This window comes from Cupriavidus sp. 8B, from assembly GCF_054589115.1.
Window position 1 is genome coordinate 36,848 of the sequence record NZ_BAAILO010000125.1, and the last position, 15,922, is coordinate 52,769.

The 15,922-nt window shown below is 64.2% G+C and carries 13 protein-coding genes and 1 pseudogene; 2 read left to right on the forward strand and 12 right to left on the reverse strand.

Translation table 11 applies throughout. From position 1 onward, the window contains the following. From ACYP5B_RS13260 to ACYP5B_RS13300, 9 genes are all read right to left on the reverse strand, one after another. Window positions 1-406: 5'-nucleotidase C-terminal domain-containing protein (locus ACYP5B_RS13260; RefSeq protein ID WP_459569934.1), on the reverse strand; the 406-nt coding region annotated here is incomplete at its 3' end. 155 nt (window positions 407-561) lie between these two features. After that, complete coding sequence (locus ACYP5B_RS13265; protein ID WP_400102269.1) at window positions 562-1,425, reverse strand: fumarylacetoacetate hydrolase family protein; 864 nt, start codon at window positions 1,423-1,425, stop codon at window positions 562-564. 15 nt (window positions 1,426-1,440) lie between these two features. Beyond that, window positions 1,441-2,196 (reverse strand): SDR family oxidoreductase, encoded by a 756-nt coding sequence (locus ACYP5B_RS13270; protein ID WP_459569936.1) that lies wholly within the window; start codon window positions 2,194-2,196, stop codon window positions 1,441-1,443. A 117-nt stretch (window positions 2,197-2,313) separates the two neighbouring features. Further along, window positions 2,314-3,723: an FAD-binding oxidoreductase gene (locus ACYP5B_RS13275; RefSeq protein WP_459569937.1), complete on the reverse strand. Its 1,410-nt coding sequence runs from the start codon at window positions 3,721-3,723 to the stop codon at window positions 2,314-2,316. Between the two features lie 88 nt (window positions 3,724-3,811). Then, window positions 3,812-5,092: a TRAP transporter large permease gene (locus tag ACYP5B_RS13280; protein ID WP_459569938.1), complete on the reverse strand. Its 1,281-nt coding sequence runs from the start codon at window positions 5,090-5,092 to the stop codon at window positions 3,812-3,814. Then, complete coding sequence (locus tag ACYP5B_RS13285; RefSeq protein ID WP_459569939.1) at window positions 5,089-5,739, reverse strand: TRAP transporter small permease; 651 nt, start codon at window positions 5,737-5,739, stop codon at window positions 5,089-5,091. The genes ACYP5B_RS13280 and ACYP5B_RS13285 overlap by 4 nt, the downstream gene beginning before the upstream one ends. Before the next feature lie 102 nt (window positions 5,740-5,841). Continuing rightward, on the reverse strand, window positions 5,842-7,056 hold the full coding sequence (locus ACYP5B_RS13290) for a fumarylacetoacetate hydrolase family protein (RefSeq protein ID WP_400102264.1): 1,215 nt from the start codon (window positions 7,054-7,056) through the stop codon (window positions 5,842-5,844). An 80-nt stretch (window positions 7,057-7,136) separates the two neighbouring features. Further along, window positions 7,137-8,918: an IlvD/Edd family dehydratase gene (locus ACYP5B_RS13295; RefSeq protein WP_459569940.1), complete on the reverse strand. Its 1,782-nt coding sequence runs from the start codon at window positions 8,916-8,918 to the stop codon at window positions 7,137-7,139. Between the two features lie 71 nt (window positions 8,919-8,989). Further along, window positions 8,990-10,012: a TRAP transporter substrate-binding protein gene (locus ACYP5B_RS13300; protein ID WP_459569941.1), complete on the reverse strand. Its 1,023-nt coding sequence runs from the start codon at window positions 10,010-10,012 to the stop codon at window positions 8,990-8,992. Window positions 10,013-10,165: 153 nt separating this feature from the next. Here ACYP5B_RS13300 and ACYP5B_RS13305 point away from each other — a divergent pair, with 153 nt between their 5' ends. Beyond that, complete coding sequence (locus tag ACYP5B_RS13305; protein WP_400102261.1) at window positions 10,166-11,134, forward strand: LysR family transcriptional regulator; 969 nt, start codon at window positions 10,166-10,168, stop codon at window positions 11,132-11,134. 107 nt (window positions 11,135-11,241) lie between these two features. Here the strand turns inward: ACYP5B_RS13305 and ACYP5B_RS13310 are convergent. Further along, window positions 11,242-11,541, reverse strand: a pseudogene (locus ACYP5B_RS13310) (ISKra4-like element ISBusp5 family transposase); the annotation flags it as partial. A gap of 348 nt (window positions 11,542-11,889) precedes the next feature. Between ACYP5B_RS13310 and ACYP5B_RS13315 the strand changes: the two are divergent. After that, the gene (locus tag ACYP5B_RS13315) at window positions 11,890-12,174 is read left to right on the forward strand and encodes a hypothetical protein (protein WP_400103905.1); all 285 of its coding nucleotides are present in this window, start codon (window positions 11,890-11,892) and stop codon (window positions 12,172-12,174) included. A gap of 250 nt (window positions 12,175-12,424) precedes the next feature. On the opposite strand, the gene ACYP5B_RS13320 is transcribed toward ACYP5B_RS13315, so the two are convergent. After that, complete coding sequence (locus ACYP5B_RS13320) at window positions 12,425-13,381, reverse strand: tripartite tricarboxylate transporter substrate binding protein (RefSeq protein ID WP_459570010.1); 957 nt, start codon at window positions 13,379-13,381, stop codon at window positions 12,425-12,427. Window positions 13,382-13,777: 396 nt separating this feature from the next. Next, window positions 13,778-15,385, reverse strand: a complete 1,608-nt coding sequence (gene ggt, locus ACYP5B_RS13325) for a gamma-glutamyltransferase (protein ID WP_459569942.1) — start codon at window positions 15,383-15,385, stop codon at window positions 13,778-13,780. Between the last annotated feature and the right edge of the window lie 537 nt (window positions 15,386-15,922).

The window sequence follows — 15,922 nt, forward strand, 5'->3', positions numbered from 1 at the left end:
CGGTAAACAGTTGCGTGCTGTAGTCCGCCACCGGCAGCTTCTTCAGTTCCCTGGATGCGCCTGGCAGTCCCTCAACATAAGTCAGGAAGGCCTCGGCGTAGTCCAGCCCGACGTCGCTTCGGCGTGCGCCGGCGACGCTCTTCATCGTAGTGTAGCCATCCTGGCCATCGGCGAGGAAATTGTTGGTGATGACGGCATAGGTCCTGGCCGGGTCCAGCGGCACATAACCTGATGCGGACTTCACTTCCAACTGGCTGAGGCGCGATCCGGCCGAGGCCTTCCCGCGCTCCAGGAACGCTTGTGCCACCAGTTGCGGCACGCCGCCGCCGCGGGCAATGACATCGGCGTCCTTGTTGCACACATCGCCCAGCACGGAGCGGGTGGCATCGCACCTGGTGCCCGGCACGCGGCGCAGGCAAAGGTTGACCGGGGCCGTGGCTACGACCTTCTTGCCTAGTGCGTCCTCGGCGGACTTGTAGCCGGTGAGAGTGGCGGCCGCTGCGGCAGCACCACGGAACCCCGGAATGTCGCGGGTCGATCGGCTCGGGCAGCGGTACGCCTTTATCCGTCGATCAACTCCGGATCCCAGGCAAACACGGTCTGTTTCTGCTCGCCAAGCCGCTCGATGCCCAGGGTGATGACGTCGCCCGGCTTCAGGAACTGGGGCTGCGGCTTCTTGCCCATGCCCACGCCGGGTGGCGTGCCGGTGGTGATCAGGTCGCCCGGCTCCAGTGTCATGAAACGGCTCAGGTAACTGACCAGCTGGGCCACCGTGAAGATCATGGTGCGGGTGTTGCCGGTCTGCTGGCGCTCACCGTTCACGTCGAGCCACATCGAGAGGTCTTGCGGGTCACCGACCTCGTCGGCGCTCACAAGCCACGGGCCGATGGGGCCGAAGGTGTCGCATCCCTTGCCCTTGTCCCAGGTGCCGCCACGCTCGAGCTGGTACTCGCGTTCCGACACATCGTTGATGGTGCAGTAGCCCGCCACGTGGTTCAGGGCATCGGCCTCGCTGACATAGCGGGCGCGGGTGCCGATCACCACCCCGAGTTCCACCTCCCAGTCGCTCTTGACCGAGCCCTGCGGCAACACGACCGGGTGATTGCAGCCCACGGCCGAGTCGACCGTCTTGGTGAAGACAATCGGTTCCTTGGGGATCGGCATGTTCGCTTCGGCGGCGTGGTCCGCGTAGTTCAGACCGATGGCAATGAACTTGCGCATGCCGGTCCATGGCACGGCCAGACGGCCCTGAGGGACGATGGGCAAGGTGCTGGCATCGAGGCTGCGCAGGGCCGCCATGCCGGACTGAGACAAGGTGCCGGGGACGATGTCGGGCAGCGCCGGGCTGAGGTCGCGAACCGTGCCGTCCGTGTGCAGCAGTGCGGGCTTTTCTTGGCCCTTGGGGCCGTGGCGAAGCAGTTTCATGGTTGAAATGGGAGCTTAGTTGGACCAACCGCCGTCAATGATCTGGGCGGTACCTGTTGTGAAAGACGATTCATCGCTGGCCAGGTAGATAGCCAAGGCCGCAATTTCTTCGGCTCGCCCCAGGCGGGCCATGGGCTGGCGCTCCACGAAGCCCGCCTCGACCTGGGCCAGCGTCTGGCCGGTGGCTTGTGCCTGGGCCGTGATGCGCTCCAGCAGCGATGGCGACATCACCGTGCCGGGACAAATGGCATTGCATCGGATCCCCTTGCCGACAAAGTCGGCAGCGACGGCTTTGGTCAGGCCGATGACGGCGGCCTTGGTGGTGCCGTACACGACTCGGTTGGGTGCGCCTTTGATGCTTCCCGCGACGGATGCCACATTGATGATGGACCCGTTGCCTCGCTCCAGCATGCCTGGCAGGAAGGCTCTGATGGTGCGAAATTGGGCGCGCACGTTGAGGTCGAATGCAAACGTCCACTCGTCTTCCGTGCACTCGAGCAGGTTGCCTGCGTGGACGAAGCCTGCCGCATTGAAGAGCACGTCAACCGGGCCTGCAGCCTCTGCCACGTCGCGAATGGCCTGGGCATCGGTGACATCCAGGACGTGGGTGCTGCAAGCAATTTCCTGGCGCAAGGAAGCAAGCGCCTCCTGGTTGATATCCGTCGCGATCACGCGCGCGCCCTGCGCGGCAAAAGCGATCGCGGTCGCTCTGCCGATGCCTTGTCCGGCCGCGGTGATGAAGGTGGCTTTTCCAGCCAGTCGGAGTGTCATGACGATTCTTCGAGTGAGTTCAGGGGTTGCTTTGGGCACTGAAACGCCGTGCTGTTCAGCGCGGAACGAGCAGCTTGCTTCCGGGCACGATGTCGCGTCGACGGGTGAACTGTCCGGTCAGATCACCTTGCCCGGGTTCAGCAGCGCCTGCGGATCGAGCGCCTTCTTGATGACTCGCATCAGCTCGATCTCCTCGGGCGAGCGCGCATGGCCAAGCCATTGGCGCTTGAGGGTGCCGATGCCGTGCTCGGCCGAGACCGTGCCGCCGTACTCACGCACCAGGCCGTACACAATGCCGTCGACCAGTGCCTTGGGCTGCTCTGCCGCGCCAGGCTGGTAGACGATGATATGCAGATTGCCGTCGCCGATGTGGCCGTAGAACAAGGCTCGGACGCTGGGGATGCGGGCATGGAGTACCTCGCGGCAGCGGCGCGCATAGTCGTCCATGCGAGCCACCGGCAGGCCGATGTCAAAGGCCAGGTGGCCTGGCCACAGCGGGTGCAGTTCGCCGCTGGCATCGCGGATGCTCCAGAACGCGCGGCCGTCGGCCAGGGACTGCGCGAGTGCCGCATTGGGAACCACGCCCGACTCCAGCAGACCGCCCAACCAAGCCTCGAAGCGCTGTGCGTCATGCACCGGGTCGGTTCCCAGCGCCTCGACCAGCACGTAGGCGCCATGGGCCGTGTCGTCGCCCTCGAGGGGGTCGCGCACCCCTGGGGCCTGGGTGGTGGCGAACTGCCAGTAGTCGGGCCACATGACCTCGAAGGCCGAGAGCAGCGGCCCCAGGTTCTGGCGCGCCGAGTTCAGCAGCGTCAGCACGTTGTCGTAGTCCTTGGCGGCGCAGATCGCCACCATGGTCGAGGCCGGCTTGGGGAACATCCTGAGCACCACCCGTGTGATGATGCCCAGCGTGCCCTCGCTGCCGATGAACAGGTGCTTGAGGTCGAAGCCCGCGTTGTTCTTGATCATCTTGTTGAGGCTGGTGACCACGGTGCCATCCGGCAGCACCACCTCGATGCCCAGCACCATCTCGCGCGCCATGCCGTAGCGGATCACGCGGTTGCCGCCGGCATTGGTCGACAGGTTGCCGCCAATCGCGCACGAGCCGCGTGCGCCCAGGTCCAGCGGGCAGAAGAAGCCGGCGGCGGTGGCCGCCTGCTGGATGGTCTCCAGCGGGGTGCCGGCCAGCGCGGTCATGGTGGCCGAGGCCGAATCGACCTCCTCGATGCCCACCATGCGTTCCAGCGACAGGGCCACCTGACCCGCCGAGGCGCGCGCGCCACCGCACAGGCCGGTCAGCCCGCCTTGGGGCACCACGCCCACGCCGTGTTCATGGCAGATGCGCACCGCGGTGGCCACCCCGGCCGTGTCGGCAGGGCGAACCACGGCCAGGGGGCGGCTGGCCGGCAGGCCGCTGTAGTCGTTGTGGTTGCGCACCGGCACGTCGCTGCCGGCGAGCACGGCCAGCGGGCCCAGCTCGGCAAGCAGGGCATCGATGACCGAAGAGGATTGAAGGGTCTGGTTCATGGCAGGAATCGGAGTGAATACAAGCAATTTGCAAACTGGGGGGCGGCGCGGTCATTGAGCCAACCCTGGGCCTGATCGACCGCGCGCCTCACCCCACGAACCAGCGCAGCGGTGCCATCACGGTCTGCGGGAAGGCCACCATGATGAACAGTACGGCGAACTCGGCCAGCATGAAGGGCAGCACGCCCTTGGTGACTTCGTCCATCTTCATGCGGCCCACGCCGGCCACCACGTTGAGGATGGTGCCCACCGGCGGCGTGATCAGGCCGATCGAGTTGTTGATGATGAACAGCACGCCGAAATAGATCGGGTCGATGCCGGCGGCCTTGATCACCGGCATCAGCACCGGGGTCATGATCAGGATGGTCGGCGTCATGTCCATCGCAGTGCCGACCAACATCACCAGCACCATGATCGCGATCAGCAGCAGGGTCTGGTTGTCCATGAAGGGCTTGAGCAGTTCCACCATCTGGGCCGGCAGGTTGGCCACGGTGATGAGCCACGATGACACCATCGCGGCGGCCACCAGGAACATGACCACAGCGGTGGTCTTGGCCGCCGTGGTGAAGATTGGGAGCAGTGCGCTCAGCGGCAGCTCACGGTACACCACACTGGCCACGAACAGCGAGTACACGGCGGCCACCACCGCGGCCTCGGTCGGGGTGAAGACGCCCATGCGCAGGCCCACCAGGATGAACACCGGCAGCATCAGCGCCCAGAGGGATTCGCGTGCGCACTGCCAGATTTCAGCCTTGGTCTTCTTCTCGGGCAGGACCAGGTCTTCCTTGCGGCCGAGCCACCACCAGGCCGCGGCCAGGCCGATGCCGATCATGACGCCAGGGAAGATGCCGGCGATGAACAGCTTGCTGATCGAGACGTTGGCGGTGACGCCGAAGATCACGAAGCCGATGCTGGGGGGGATGATCGGGCCGATCACGCCGGAGGCCGCGATCAGGCCACCCGAAACTTCTTTCTTGTGGCCTGCCTTGATCATCATCGGCAGCAGCAGCGCGGTCAGCGCTGCGGCGTCGGCCACGGCGGAGCCCGACAGGGCCGACAGCAGGCAGGCGGCCAGAATCACCACATAGCCCAGGCCACCCTTGACATGGCCGACGATCGCCAGCGCGAAGTTCACGATGCGCTGCGAGAGGCCGCCGACGTTCATGATTTCGCCAGCCAGCATAAAGAAAGGCACGGCCAGCAACGGGAAACTGTCGGCGCCATTGATGAAGTTCTGCGCCAGGATCTGCGCGTCGAACAGGTCGAGATGCCACATCAGGGCCACGCCGCTGGCCAGCAGCGCGTAGGCGATCGGAATGCCGAGCGCCATGGCGCCGGTGAGGCCGCCGAGAAAGATCAGTACGGTCATGTTGAGGTCTCCGGTTCTTTTTCTTGTTTCTTATCTGCGTGAGTGAGGCAGCGGCGTGTCGCCCAGGGGGAGTGGCTTTGCGAGCCGCCGGCAGCGCTCTCGCGCGCTAGCTCGGCCTGGAGGGCCTCGAGCTCGGCCTGTTCCTCGGACTCCTTGACCATCACCAGCTCTTCATCGCTGAGCTGGCCGGTCAGCGCGCGCAGCAATTGCAGCACCAGCAGGAAGCCGGCGCAGACCGAGAACGCTACCCCCGAGCTGTAAAAGATGGCCACCGACGCCCCGGTGACCGGCGCTTGCACGTCCCAATTGATCTTGGCCTGTTGCCAGCTGCCGTCGAAGAACAGCCAGGTGATGTAGAGCATGAGCAGGTGACCCAGTACCAGGCAGACCTTTTTGCCCATTATCGGAAGGCGCGACACGAGCATGTCGGTGCCCAGGTGGGCGTTTTCCTTGATGGCGGCCACGGCGCCCAGGAAGGTGACCCAGACGAACAGCCAGCGCGACAGCTCCTCGCTGATCGCGATGCCAGAATTGAAGGCATAACGCAGCACGACGTTGCCGAAAACCAGCACCACCATGACGGCCAGAGCCAGGGCGATGAGAAGGTTAATGAACCGGCAATACCGGTCGATGAGGGTATTGAGCATGGGTTGTCTCCCTGATGGTCTGCGCCATCAATGCTTGTCTTGGGACGGGGAAGGGGGTCGACGCCGGCGACCTGGGCTGGTGGGCAGGCCGCCAACGCTGACTCAGAGCGCGCGGCCCTGCAGCAGGCCGCGCTCGGCCAGGTTGCCGATGAAGGCGCGCAAGCCAAAGCACCAGGGGGCGGCGGTCTCGCTGTGTGTCACCCGGTTGTGCAGCCCCCCCAGCCAGGCGCTGCGGATGGTGACCACATCGCCGAGCTTGTGGGTGAAGCCGCCGCCGGGCTGGTCGCGGTCTTCAATGGGCGCAAACAGCGTACCCAGGAAGAGCATGAAGCCGTCGGGGTACTGGTGCGCGGCCAGAGTCTGCGCCACCAGGTCGGCCGGGTCGCGGCTGATGCTGCTCATGGTGTTGATGCCGCGCAGCTCGAAGCCGTCCGCACCCGCGACGCGCAGGTGCACGGTCTCGCGGCGCACCTCGTCCAGACCGAAGCCCACGTCGAACAGCCGGATGAAGGGACCGATCGCGCAAGAGGCGTTGTTGTCCTTGGCCTTGCCCAGCAGCAGCGCGCTGCGGCCTTCGATGTCGCGCAGGTTGACGTCGTTGCCCAGGGTGGCGCCGACGATGTCGCCGCGGCTGTTTACCGCCAGCACGACTTCCGGTTCAGGGTTGTTCCAGTCCGAGTCGGCGCGGATGCCGATGTCCTCGCCGCAGCCCACCGAGGCCAGCACCGGGGCCTTGGTGAAGACCTCGGCGTCCGGGCCGATGCCCACCTCCAGGTATTGCGACCACAGGCCTTTTTGCTGCAGCAGTGCCTTGAGCGCCATCGCCTGCGACGAGCCGGGACGGATGTCGGCCAGGCTTTCGCCGATCAGCTCGATCACCTGGTTGCGCAGGCCCTGGGCCCGGCTGGCGTCGCCCCGCGCCTGTTCCTCGATCACACGCTCTATCAGGCTGGCGGCGAACGTCACTCCCGCAGCCTTCACGACCTGCAGGTCACAGGGGGCCAGAAGCCAGGGCAACGTCTCGTTGCGGGTGCCCGGCAGGCTGTTGGCCAGCAACTCGTCGACACTGCACAGGCGCCGGCCGGGTGCCCGGCGCGCCGCCTCGGCGGGATGCTCGGTATCGAGCAGCGTGCTCATGGTCGGGTAGTGTTCGCTCAGGTCGAACACGCCCTCCGGCCGCAGGGCGGCGACGGCCGGCCCAGGCAAGGCGCCGCCGACCCAGACACGGCCCACGAGGGTGCCCGCAAGGCCGTCATCCGGCAACACCTGGACGTGCTTCACCGCACCGGCCAGCGTGGCCGCTGTCACTTCGCTCATACGATTTCCTTTCAGGTTTCAAGCCGCGGCCCAAGCCGCGCGCCCCGCCCGCGGCGCAGCGCTTGCAAGGCAGACGAGGCTCAATGGTTGTGGCGCGGTGTCTTCTCCGCGATGCGCCGGTAGTTCAACGCGAAATCCAGCGTGGCGCCGTCGACGAGCTGACCGGTCTTCTCCCGGTACAGCGCTTCCCAAGGGGATTGGCTCTGGGGGATCGGGGGCGCAGGGAGCTCGCGGCGGCGGCGCTCGATCTCTTCGGGCGGCACCAGCGCATCGCAGCGGCCGGCGTTGAGGTCGATGCGGATGAGGTCGCCGCTCTGCAGCCAGCTCAACCCGCCGCCCACCGCGCTCTCGGGCGAGACGTTGAGGATGGAGGGGCTGTCCGCCGTGCCGGACTGACGGCCGTCGCCCAGGGTCGGCAGGGTCATGATGCCGCGCTGGATCAGGGCGTCGGGCGGCTGCATGTTGACCACCTCGGCCGAGCCCGGCCAGCCGATCGGACCAGCGCCACGCATGACCAGGATGCAGCCCTCGTCGATGTCCAGTCCCGGGTCGTTGATGCGCGCATGGTAGTCGTCGGCCCCCTCGAATACCACGGCACGCGCCTCGAAGACGCCCTCTTCGCCTGGGCGGTTCAGGTAGCGCTCGCGGAAACGCTCGGAGATCACCGAGGTCTTCAGGATGCCGAAATCGAACAGATTGCCGCTCAGCACCAGGAAGCCGGCCTTCTCCATCAGCGGCGCATGGAAAGGGAAGATCACCTCGCGATCGCGGGTCTCGCGGCCCTGCAGGTTCTCCCCCACGGTACGGCCGGTGACGCTGAGGCAGTCGCCATGCAGGCGGCCAGCCTGCTGCAGCTCGCACATCAGGGCCGGCACGCCGCCGGCGCGGAAGAAGCGCTCGCCCAGGAAGCGGCCCGCTGGCTGCATGTTGAGCAGCAGGGGCAGGTCGTAGGCGTGCTCGGTCCAGTCTTGCGGCCACAGTTCGACGCCAGCGTGGCGGGCCATGGCCATGATGTGCACCTGCGCGTTGCTGGATCCGCCTGCGCAACTGACCACCGACAAGGCGTTGAGGAAGCTCTCGCGGCTGAGGATGCGCGAGGGGCGCAGGTCCTCGTAGGCCATCTCGACGATGCGCCGGCCGGTCTCGTAGGCGATCTGGCCCCGCTCGCGGTAGGGGGCTGGAATGGCCGCGCAGCCCGGCAGCGACAGGCCCAGGGCTTCGGCCACGGCGTTCATGGTGGAGGCCGTGCCCATGGTGTTGCAGTGGCCCGCCGAGGGCGCGCTGCTGCAGGCGCGCTGCAGGAACTCTTCCTCGTCGATCTCGCCCGCGGCTAGCTGGCGGCGGCTGCGCCAGATCACGGTGCCCGAGCCGACCAGTTCGCCGTTGTGCCAGCCGTCGAGCATGGGTCCGCCGGATAGCACGATGGCAGGGATGTCGACGGTGGAGGCGGCCATGATGCCCGCAGGCGTGGTCTTGTCACAGCCCGTCGTCAGCACCACGGCGTCGATGGGGTAGCCGTACAGGATTTCCACCAGGCCCAGATAGGCCAGGTTGCGGTCGAGCGCCGCGGTGGGACGGCGGCAGTTCTCGAAGATGGGGTGCATGGGGAATTCCATCGGAATGCCGCCAGCATCGCGGATGCCATCGCGCACGCGCCGGGCCAGATCCAGATGGATGCGGTTGCAGGGCGAGAGGTCGCTGCCGGTTTGGGCGATGCCGATGATGGGCCGACCCGAGCGCAGCTCCTCGGGCGTGAGCCCATAGTTCATGAAGCGTTCGAGGTAGAGCGCGGTCATGTCCGAGCGCTCGGGATCGGCAAACCAATCGCGGGAGCGGAAGGCACGGCTGGCTTTCTTGTCCATGTCGAAACCTGTAGCGGAGAAGTCAGGGAGTGGAAGAACGGCGCGTCGCTGCTGCTCGGCGCCTGCGAGGATCACTTCGCCGCGATGGAGTTGGTCTTGCGGACCTTGGCCAGTTCGCTCATGAGCTCGCTCGTCGTTTCCTCGCCGAACTCCTTGCTGTACTTGGTCAGCACCGGCTGCAGCTTGGCGCGCAGCTTGGCCTGCTCGGCCGGTGGCAACTCGGTGACCTGCATGCCGGCCTTCTTTAGCTCCCCCAGCGCCTTGTCGCCGAAGGCGCGGATGGTCTTGCGCTCATACAGCGTGGCTTCGCGCGCGGCCTCCTGCACAATCTTCTGCTCCTGCGGCGACAGGCCGTCCCAGGTCTTCTTGGACATCAGCAGCACCCAGGCGCTGTACATGTGGCGCGATAGCACCAGGTGCTTTTGCACCTCGTAGAACTTGCTGGCCAGGATGGTGGCGGTCGGGTTCTCCTGGCCATCCACGGCTGCCTGCTCCATCGCCGAATAGAGCTCGGTGAAGGGCATGGGCGTGGCGTTGGTGCCCAGCGCATTGAAGGTATCCAGGAACAGCGGGCTCTGGATCACGCGCAGCTTGAGCCCGCCGAGGTCGTCGGCCCGGTTGATAGGGCGACGCGAGTTGGTGACGTGGCGAAAGCCGTTCTCCCAGTAGCCCAAGCCGATGAGACCCTTCTCGGGCAGCTTGGCGAGCAGCTTCTGGCCAAAGGGGCCATCCAGCACGGCATCGGCTTCCTGCTCGTTGTTGAAGGTCAGCGGCAGGTTGAGTACGCCAAAGGGCTTGATCAGCGACATCAAGGTGGAGGTGTCGGGGACCGTCATCTCCAGGGTGCCGCCGCGCAGCGCCGAGGTCATGCTCACGTCATTGCCCAGCGAGCCGCTGGCATACAGCTTGGCGACCAGCTTGCCGCCGCTGCGGGCCGCGAGTTGTTCGGAGAAATGCTTGACGGCCATGGCCTGAGGATGGTCTTCGCTCAGGCCGACACCGACCTTGAACACGCGTTCCTTGATTTGCGCAGACACCGGGCCGGCAAGCATGGCCAGCGCCGTGGCGGCCATGGCGAGGGATTTCAACTTCATCAATGTCTCCAATGGAATGATTTTGTCGCGACGGTTCTGCGCCATCGGCGCCACGCTAGACCTCTCCAGGGCCGTCTCGACGCAGGCGAGAGGTTAGGTCTGGCACCTGTACCGGTCCACTGAATTTTTTGCTAGGATCCATTCCAAATGCTTATGAGCTCAGAAATTTTCTCGGGTAAACCCCTGTCCATGGCGCAGGCCTGCGGGCGGCTGCGATTCCGACATCTCCAGTTCCTCGACATCCTCGGCCACACCCTCAACCTGAGGCTTACCGCCGAGCAGATGCATATCACGCAACCGGCGGCCACCAAGATCCTGATGGATATCGAGGAAATCCTGGAGGCACGCCTGTTCGAGCGCCTGTCACGTGGCATGCTGCCCAACGAGCTGGGCCTGTTCACGCTGCGCTATGCCGACGCCGCGCTGGCCGGGCATCGCAAGTTCGTGGATGAATTCAATGCACTCAAGCAAGGGGGGCATGGCCACCTGTCCATTGGCGCGATCACGGGCTCGGCCGCGCACCTGCTGATGGCCACAGTGGCGGAGATCCAGCGCCGGCGTCCACTGCTGGTGCTGAGGATCCTGGAGCAAAGCAGCGACCAGCTGGTGATCTGGCTGGCCGAGCGCAAGATCGACCTGATGATCGGGCGCTTCACAGACGAGGCGCACAGGGCCCAGTTCCAATACGAGCGCCTGTCCAGCGAACCGCTGCAGGTGGTGGCCGGGCTCGATCACCCCTTGCGCGGGGCGCACGACCTCGAGCTGACCAAGCTGGCCCACTGGCCCTGGATTCTCTACCCGCGCTCCACGGCCGTGCGCAAAGTGTCTGACGACATCTTCGGCCGCACCGGGCTCGCACTCACGTCCGGCGTGGTCGAGACTCCCTCTTTCCTGTTCGCCCTGGAACTGATGCAGAGCACGGACATGCTGTCGCTGCAACCCGCCGCCCTGGTGGACAAGTACGTGAACAGGGGCCTGCTGGCCCGGATCCCCATCGAGCTGCCGGACCGCATGCCCGACTACGGTCTGATCACGCGCCTGGGCGAGGCGCCGACCCCCGCCGCGCAGGCCTTCATGGAGGTGCTGCGCGAGAAGGCGGGCAGCGCCGGCGAAACCGCCTGAATCGGTCGTCGACTATGTGATTGGTCAACGCATGAAGAGGAATGGGCACATGCGCTGGACGATGCCGGGAGCCAATGCACTGCTGCAGGTGCGATGTGCCGTTCTCAATTGATAGATGACTCGACGAAGCCGGTCGCGATTCGTAGACCAACACGCTGCCGGGTGCGATAGTCGATCAGCGACTCAAGATTGCTATTGAGGTAGCTGATCAAATCTATGAGCTTGCAGCGCGCTTGTCTGGCTTCGCGGCTTGAGTTCGGGTCAAGTCTTTCGCGCAGATCAAGCAGACGACACAGTTCCTTAGCGAGCTTCTGCCAACGTACCGTTTGCCCGGTCCACACGAAGCTGCGAAGTCGAACAAACAGATCCCAAAGTTCGAATGCTGATCCGTTGGCCGTAAGCCGCCCGTCGTGCACGCGACGGAGCGCGCCGCAGACCTCACAAGCTCGCTGCGACGCGCAGTAGCGATCGAGCTGCTCCACGACAAATTCTTGCTGGACGCAATTGACTTCAGTCCAAAGGTTGGACGTCGGCTGAGCCTCGGTAGCTACGAGACTTACCGGACCTGGCTGATGATTGAAGCCAATCCTGCGATCGAGACTTTCACCGAGCGCCCGGCTCGAGTCGGCGGCACGCGCAGCGCTGTGATCGATTTCTGGGTCTGATTGCGGGATGCGCCAGCCGGGGAGTTCTGGCTGATTGAGAGTAATCGTTCTGAGGATGGCCACGAGCAAGGCCCTGAAGAATTCGCTTCCGTGGTCAGCACCTTGCATGGTCCGCCTGTCCACGTCATCCTCCAATCTGAACTGCAGGCCTGGACGGTGCCGATCGCCAACTGGTCGCGCATTGTCCCGTACCTCGTCAGCTACCGGCGGTTCCATGTCCACATGCTGGAGCAGGCCATCGTGGTCTACCTGAGCAAACCGAGCGCGTTGGATGCGGTGCTCGAGCGCTTTTCCGAACACGATCCGGGGTGCGTGGAGGCATCGCTCTTTTCCTTGTTGGCATCCGGCCGCGTCGGCTTCGCCACGAGATCCTGATCGAGCAACTTGGCAGCCCGCGGAAGCTGAAACAATCACTTCGCATGGGCGGCACGGAAATCGTGGGTCCCAAAATCCACGAAAACCGCCTCGAGATCGTGAACACCCAACCCAAGTTGCGTCGCATCCGGTACGACGAGATTCTCCATAGGTACCCAAATTCGGCCTTTGGATATGCGGCCGCAGAGATAGCCAGAAATTGCGCTGCAATTTCAAGGATTAGCACCACGGGGCCCCATACCCGCGATCCTCAGTCCACGACAATGTTCTGTTGCTTGGCGAGCATTCTCCACCGCTCCACGTCCTGCCTAATGGTGGCGGCGAATTGGGCCGGCGTAACGGGCCTGGCTTCGGCGCCTTCCTTCAGGATCGCCGCCTTGATTTCGGGCTTAGACAAGATGGTGTTGACCGCGGCGTTGAGTTGGTTGACGATCGCCAGCGGCGTGCCCGCCGGCGCCAGCAGGCCCCACCAGAGCTCAAACTCGTAGCCCGGCACGGCGCTGGACATGGGCGTGAGTTCCGGCGCGATCGGGCTCGGCTTGAGGCTGGTGATGCCAACGGCGCGCACCTTGCCGGCGCGGACCATCGGCAGCAGCGACGGGCCGGTGGAGATTAGCAACTGCGTCTGGTTGCCGATCAGGTCGGTCAAGGCGGGGGGCATGCCGCGATACGGGACATGCGTGATGAATAGGTTGCCGGCCATGGCCTTGAGCAGCTCGGTGCCGAACTGGTTGACACCGCCCGGCCCGGACGAGGCGTAGTTGTACTTGCCTGGCTTGGCGCGGATCGCGGCGATCAGTTCCTGCGGTGTTTTGGCGGGGAATGCATTGTTGACCGCGACGATGAACGGCCCTTGCGCAAACATCGCCACCGGCGCGAAGCTCTTGACCGCATCGAACGGCAGTTTAGCCTGCACTGCGGCATTGGTCGTCATGCTGGATGACACGGCGACCAGCGTGTATCCGTCCGGGGCGGACTTGGCAACGATGCCTGTGCCGGTATTGCCGCTGGCGCGGGGGCGGTTGTCGATGACGACAGGTTGCTTGAGCTCCTCGCCGATCCCCTTGGCGACGATGCGCGCGAAGATGTCGTTGGAGCCGCCTGGCGGATAGGGCACGACGATGGTGATGGGCTTGCTCGGATACCCGCCCTGCGCGAAGACCGCGCCGGAGACCAGGCTGGCGGTTAGCGCGGCGGCGAACGCCACGCTACGGGAAACGGATGCGGATGATGTTCTCAAAATGGCTCCTCCTGTGTCTTTGTCTTTGTTATCCGGCTACATACGCGTCGGGATAGAAAAAGGCCGTGATGGTGTCGGCGGCATCTTCCGGATAGCGGCACAGGTCATAGCTGGCCAGGCACGTGGCGGCTTCCACCGTGCCTGTGATCCGACGGAAGTGCAGCTCTTGATCACGAAGCGCGCCACGATCCGCTCGTCGCCTGCGAGTTGGTATTGCGCCTCGTGTTCCATCAACTGCGGTTGCTGAGCAAGCAACTGCGGGTGTGGTTGAGCCATTCCGTGGTACGCCTGTACGACGAAGCCCAGCGATTGTCCAAGCGTTGGCGCACCAAGATAATCACACATTGAATGCAAATTGGAGAATCAAATTCCGACCGGGTAGCCATCCTTGCGGTGATCGCATGCCGCTACATAACCGCCGTTGTCCAGGCGCAGAGCCGCCTGCGCGCTACCGAACTCGGTATCAAAGCGTTTGGCAATCGCTATCGGATGCCCGCGTGACGTCAGTCCCTCAATCACCGCTTGCGGCATATTCCATTCGACGGCGACGCCATGGTTGTCGTCAAGTACGCGCCAGCGCGGCGCATCGCTCGCCGCTTGCGGGTTCAGTCCCTGATCGACCATGCGGGAGACCATCTGCAAATGACCCTGCGCCTGCATGGATCCGCCCATGAGGCCGAAGCTCATCAGCGGCCGGCCGTTTTGCATCAGGAAGCCTGGGATGATGGTGTGGAATGGGCGTTTTCCAGGCGCCACTTCGTTGGTATGGCCGTGACACAAATTGAAGCCCCAACCTCGATTCTGCAAGGCAATGCCGGTATTGGGCACGACCACGCCCGAACCGAAGCCCTTGAAGTTGGATTGAATAAACGAAACCATCATGCCGTTGCGATCCGCCGTGGTCAGGTAGACGGTGCCGCCGCCAAGCGGCTTGCCGATGCGGGCCGGCGCAGCCCGCTCGGGGTCGATCAGCTTGGCGCGCTTTGCCAGATATGCCGGGTTGAGCAGGTCGGCCGCTGTTACTTCCCTCATGTGATCCACGTCGCCGACGTATTCATGCAAGTCGGCAAAGGCCAGTTTCATTGCCTCGATCTTCAGATGCATCGCCAGCGCGCTATCCTGGTCCATGATCTTCAAATCGAAATGCTCAAGCATGCCCAACGCCATCTGCGCCGCAATGCCTTGACCGTTAGGCCCGATCTCATACAGTTCAACATCCCGGTAGCGGATGCTGATCGGCTCGACCCAGTCCGCCTTATGCGCGGCGAGGTCGGCTTCAGTGATCGCGCCGCCGGTATTGCGCGCGTGGTCGGCGATCGCACGGGCCAGTTCGCCATGGTAAAAGTCGTCGCCCTTGGTGCGCGCAATTCGCTCGAGTGTATTTGCCTGTCCCGGGCAAATGAAGCGCTCGCCCTGAAGCGGTGCCCGGCCGTTGGGGGCAAACGCTTCGCGGTAGCCCGGCTGATCGATCAGTTCGTCGACCTGTTTTTGCCACTGATTGTGGACATTGTGCGAAACCAGATAGCCTTCACGCGCATAGCGCAGCGCCGGTTCGAACAGCTCTTCGAACGGCAGGCTGCCAAAGCGCTCCCACATGGCGCGCCACGCTGAAACGGTGCCTGGCACGGTTACCGAGTCCCAGCCCCGCTTCGGCATCTCCTTGTACTTTGAAAAATACTCGCGCGTCCATGCGGCCGGTGCTCGTCCCGATCCGTTCAAACCGTGCAATTTGCTGCCATCCCAGATCAGTGCAAACGCGTCACCGCCGATACCGTTGTTGCACGGCTCCACCACAGCCAGGGCGATTGCCGTGGCCAGTGCAGCGTCGGCTGCATTGCCGCCGCGCAACAACATCTCCAAGCCGGCCGAGGAGCCAAGCGGCTGGGAGGTCGTCACGACGTTGTCGGCGACCAGCGGCAAACGCTGCGACGTGTAAGGGAAGGTCCAGAAGGCGCTTTGACGCGATTGCATGTTGTCTTGACGTAGATAGCGGTGGTGTGACGGAAAAGTACATGCCGATCGGCAAGGAAAATCGGTTGCAGGCTGGTCGGTTACGGAAAGCGCGCCTGGGCATCAGCAGAGTCCTCCGTGCCCGTGTCGGCGCGCGCTGAAGCCTGTGCCGGTGCATATTCAGCCACTGTAGTCAGTCTGGTCCTCTACGTGGTTAAATGCCTGGAAATCTATTGTTAAGCTGAATTGAATGATCCGCGTCGAGGACTTGCGGCTTGTTTCGGCATTGACGCCATCGCTCAGCGCGGCAGCGCGAGCGCGGCTCTGTCGCGGTAAGCGTTCGGTAGAATGTAGCGGTCTTGAGTTCAGCGCCATGAGCCCGCCATGATTCGGAAATTGCGATGATCCTCAATCGCTGCATTACCCGCTGGAATTGATGGTGACCTGCGTGCTCTGGTATGTGGTCTACCCCGCTCAGCCTGCGTGACCTTCGCCAACCTGGCGCGCTGCATGACATCAACTCCGAACGGGAGGCACCCATCGTCATTCGGCAGTTCA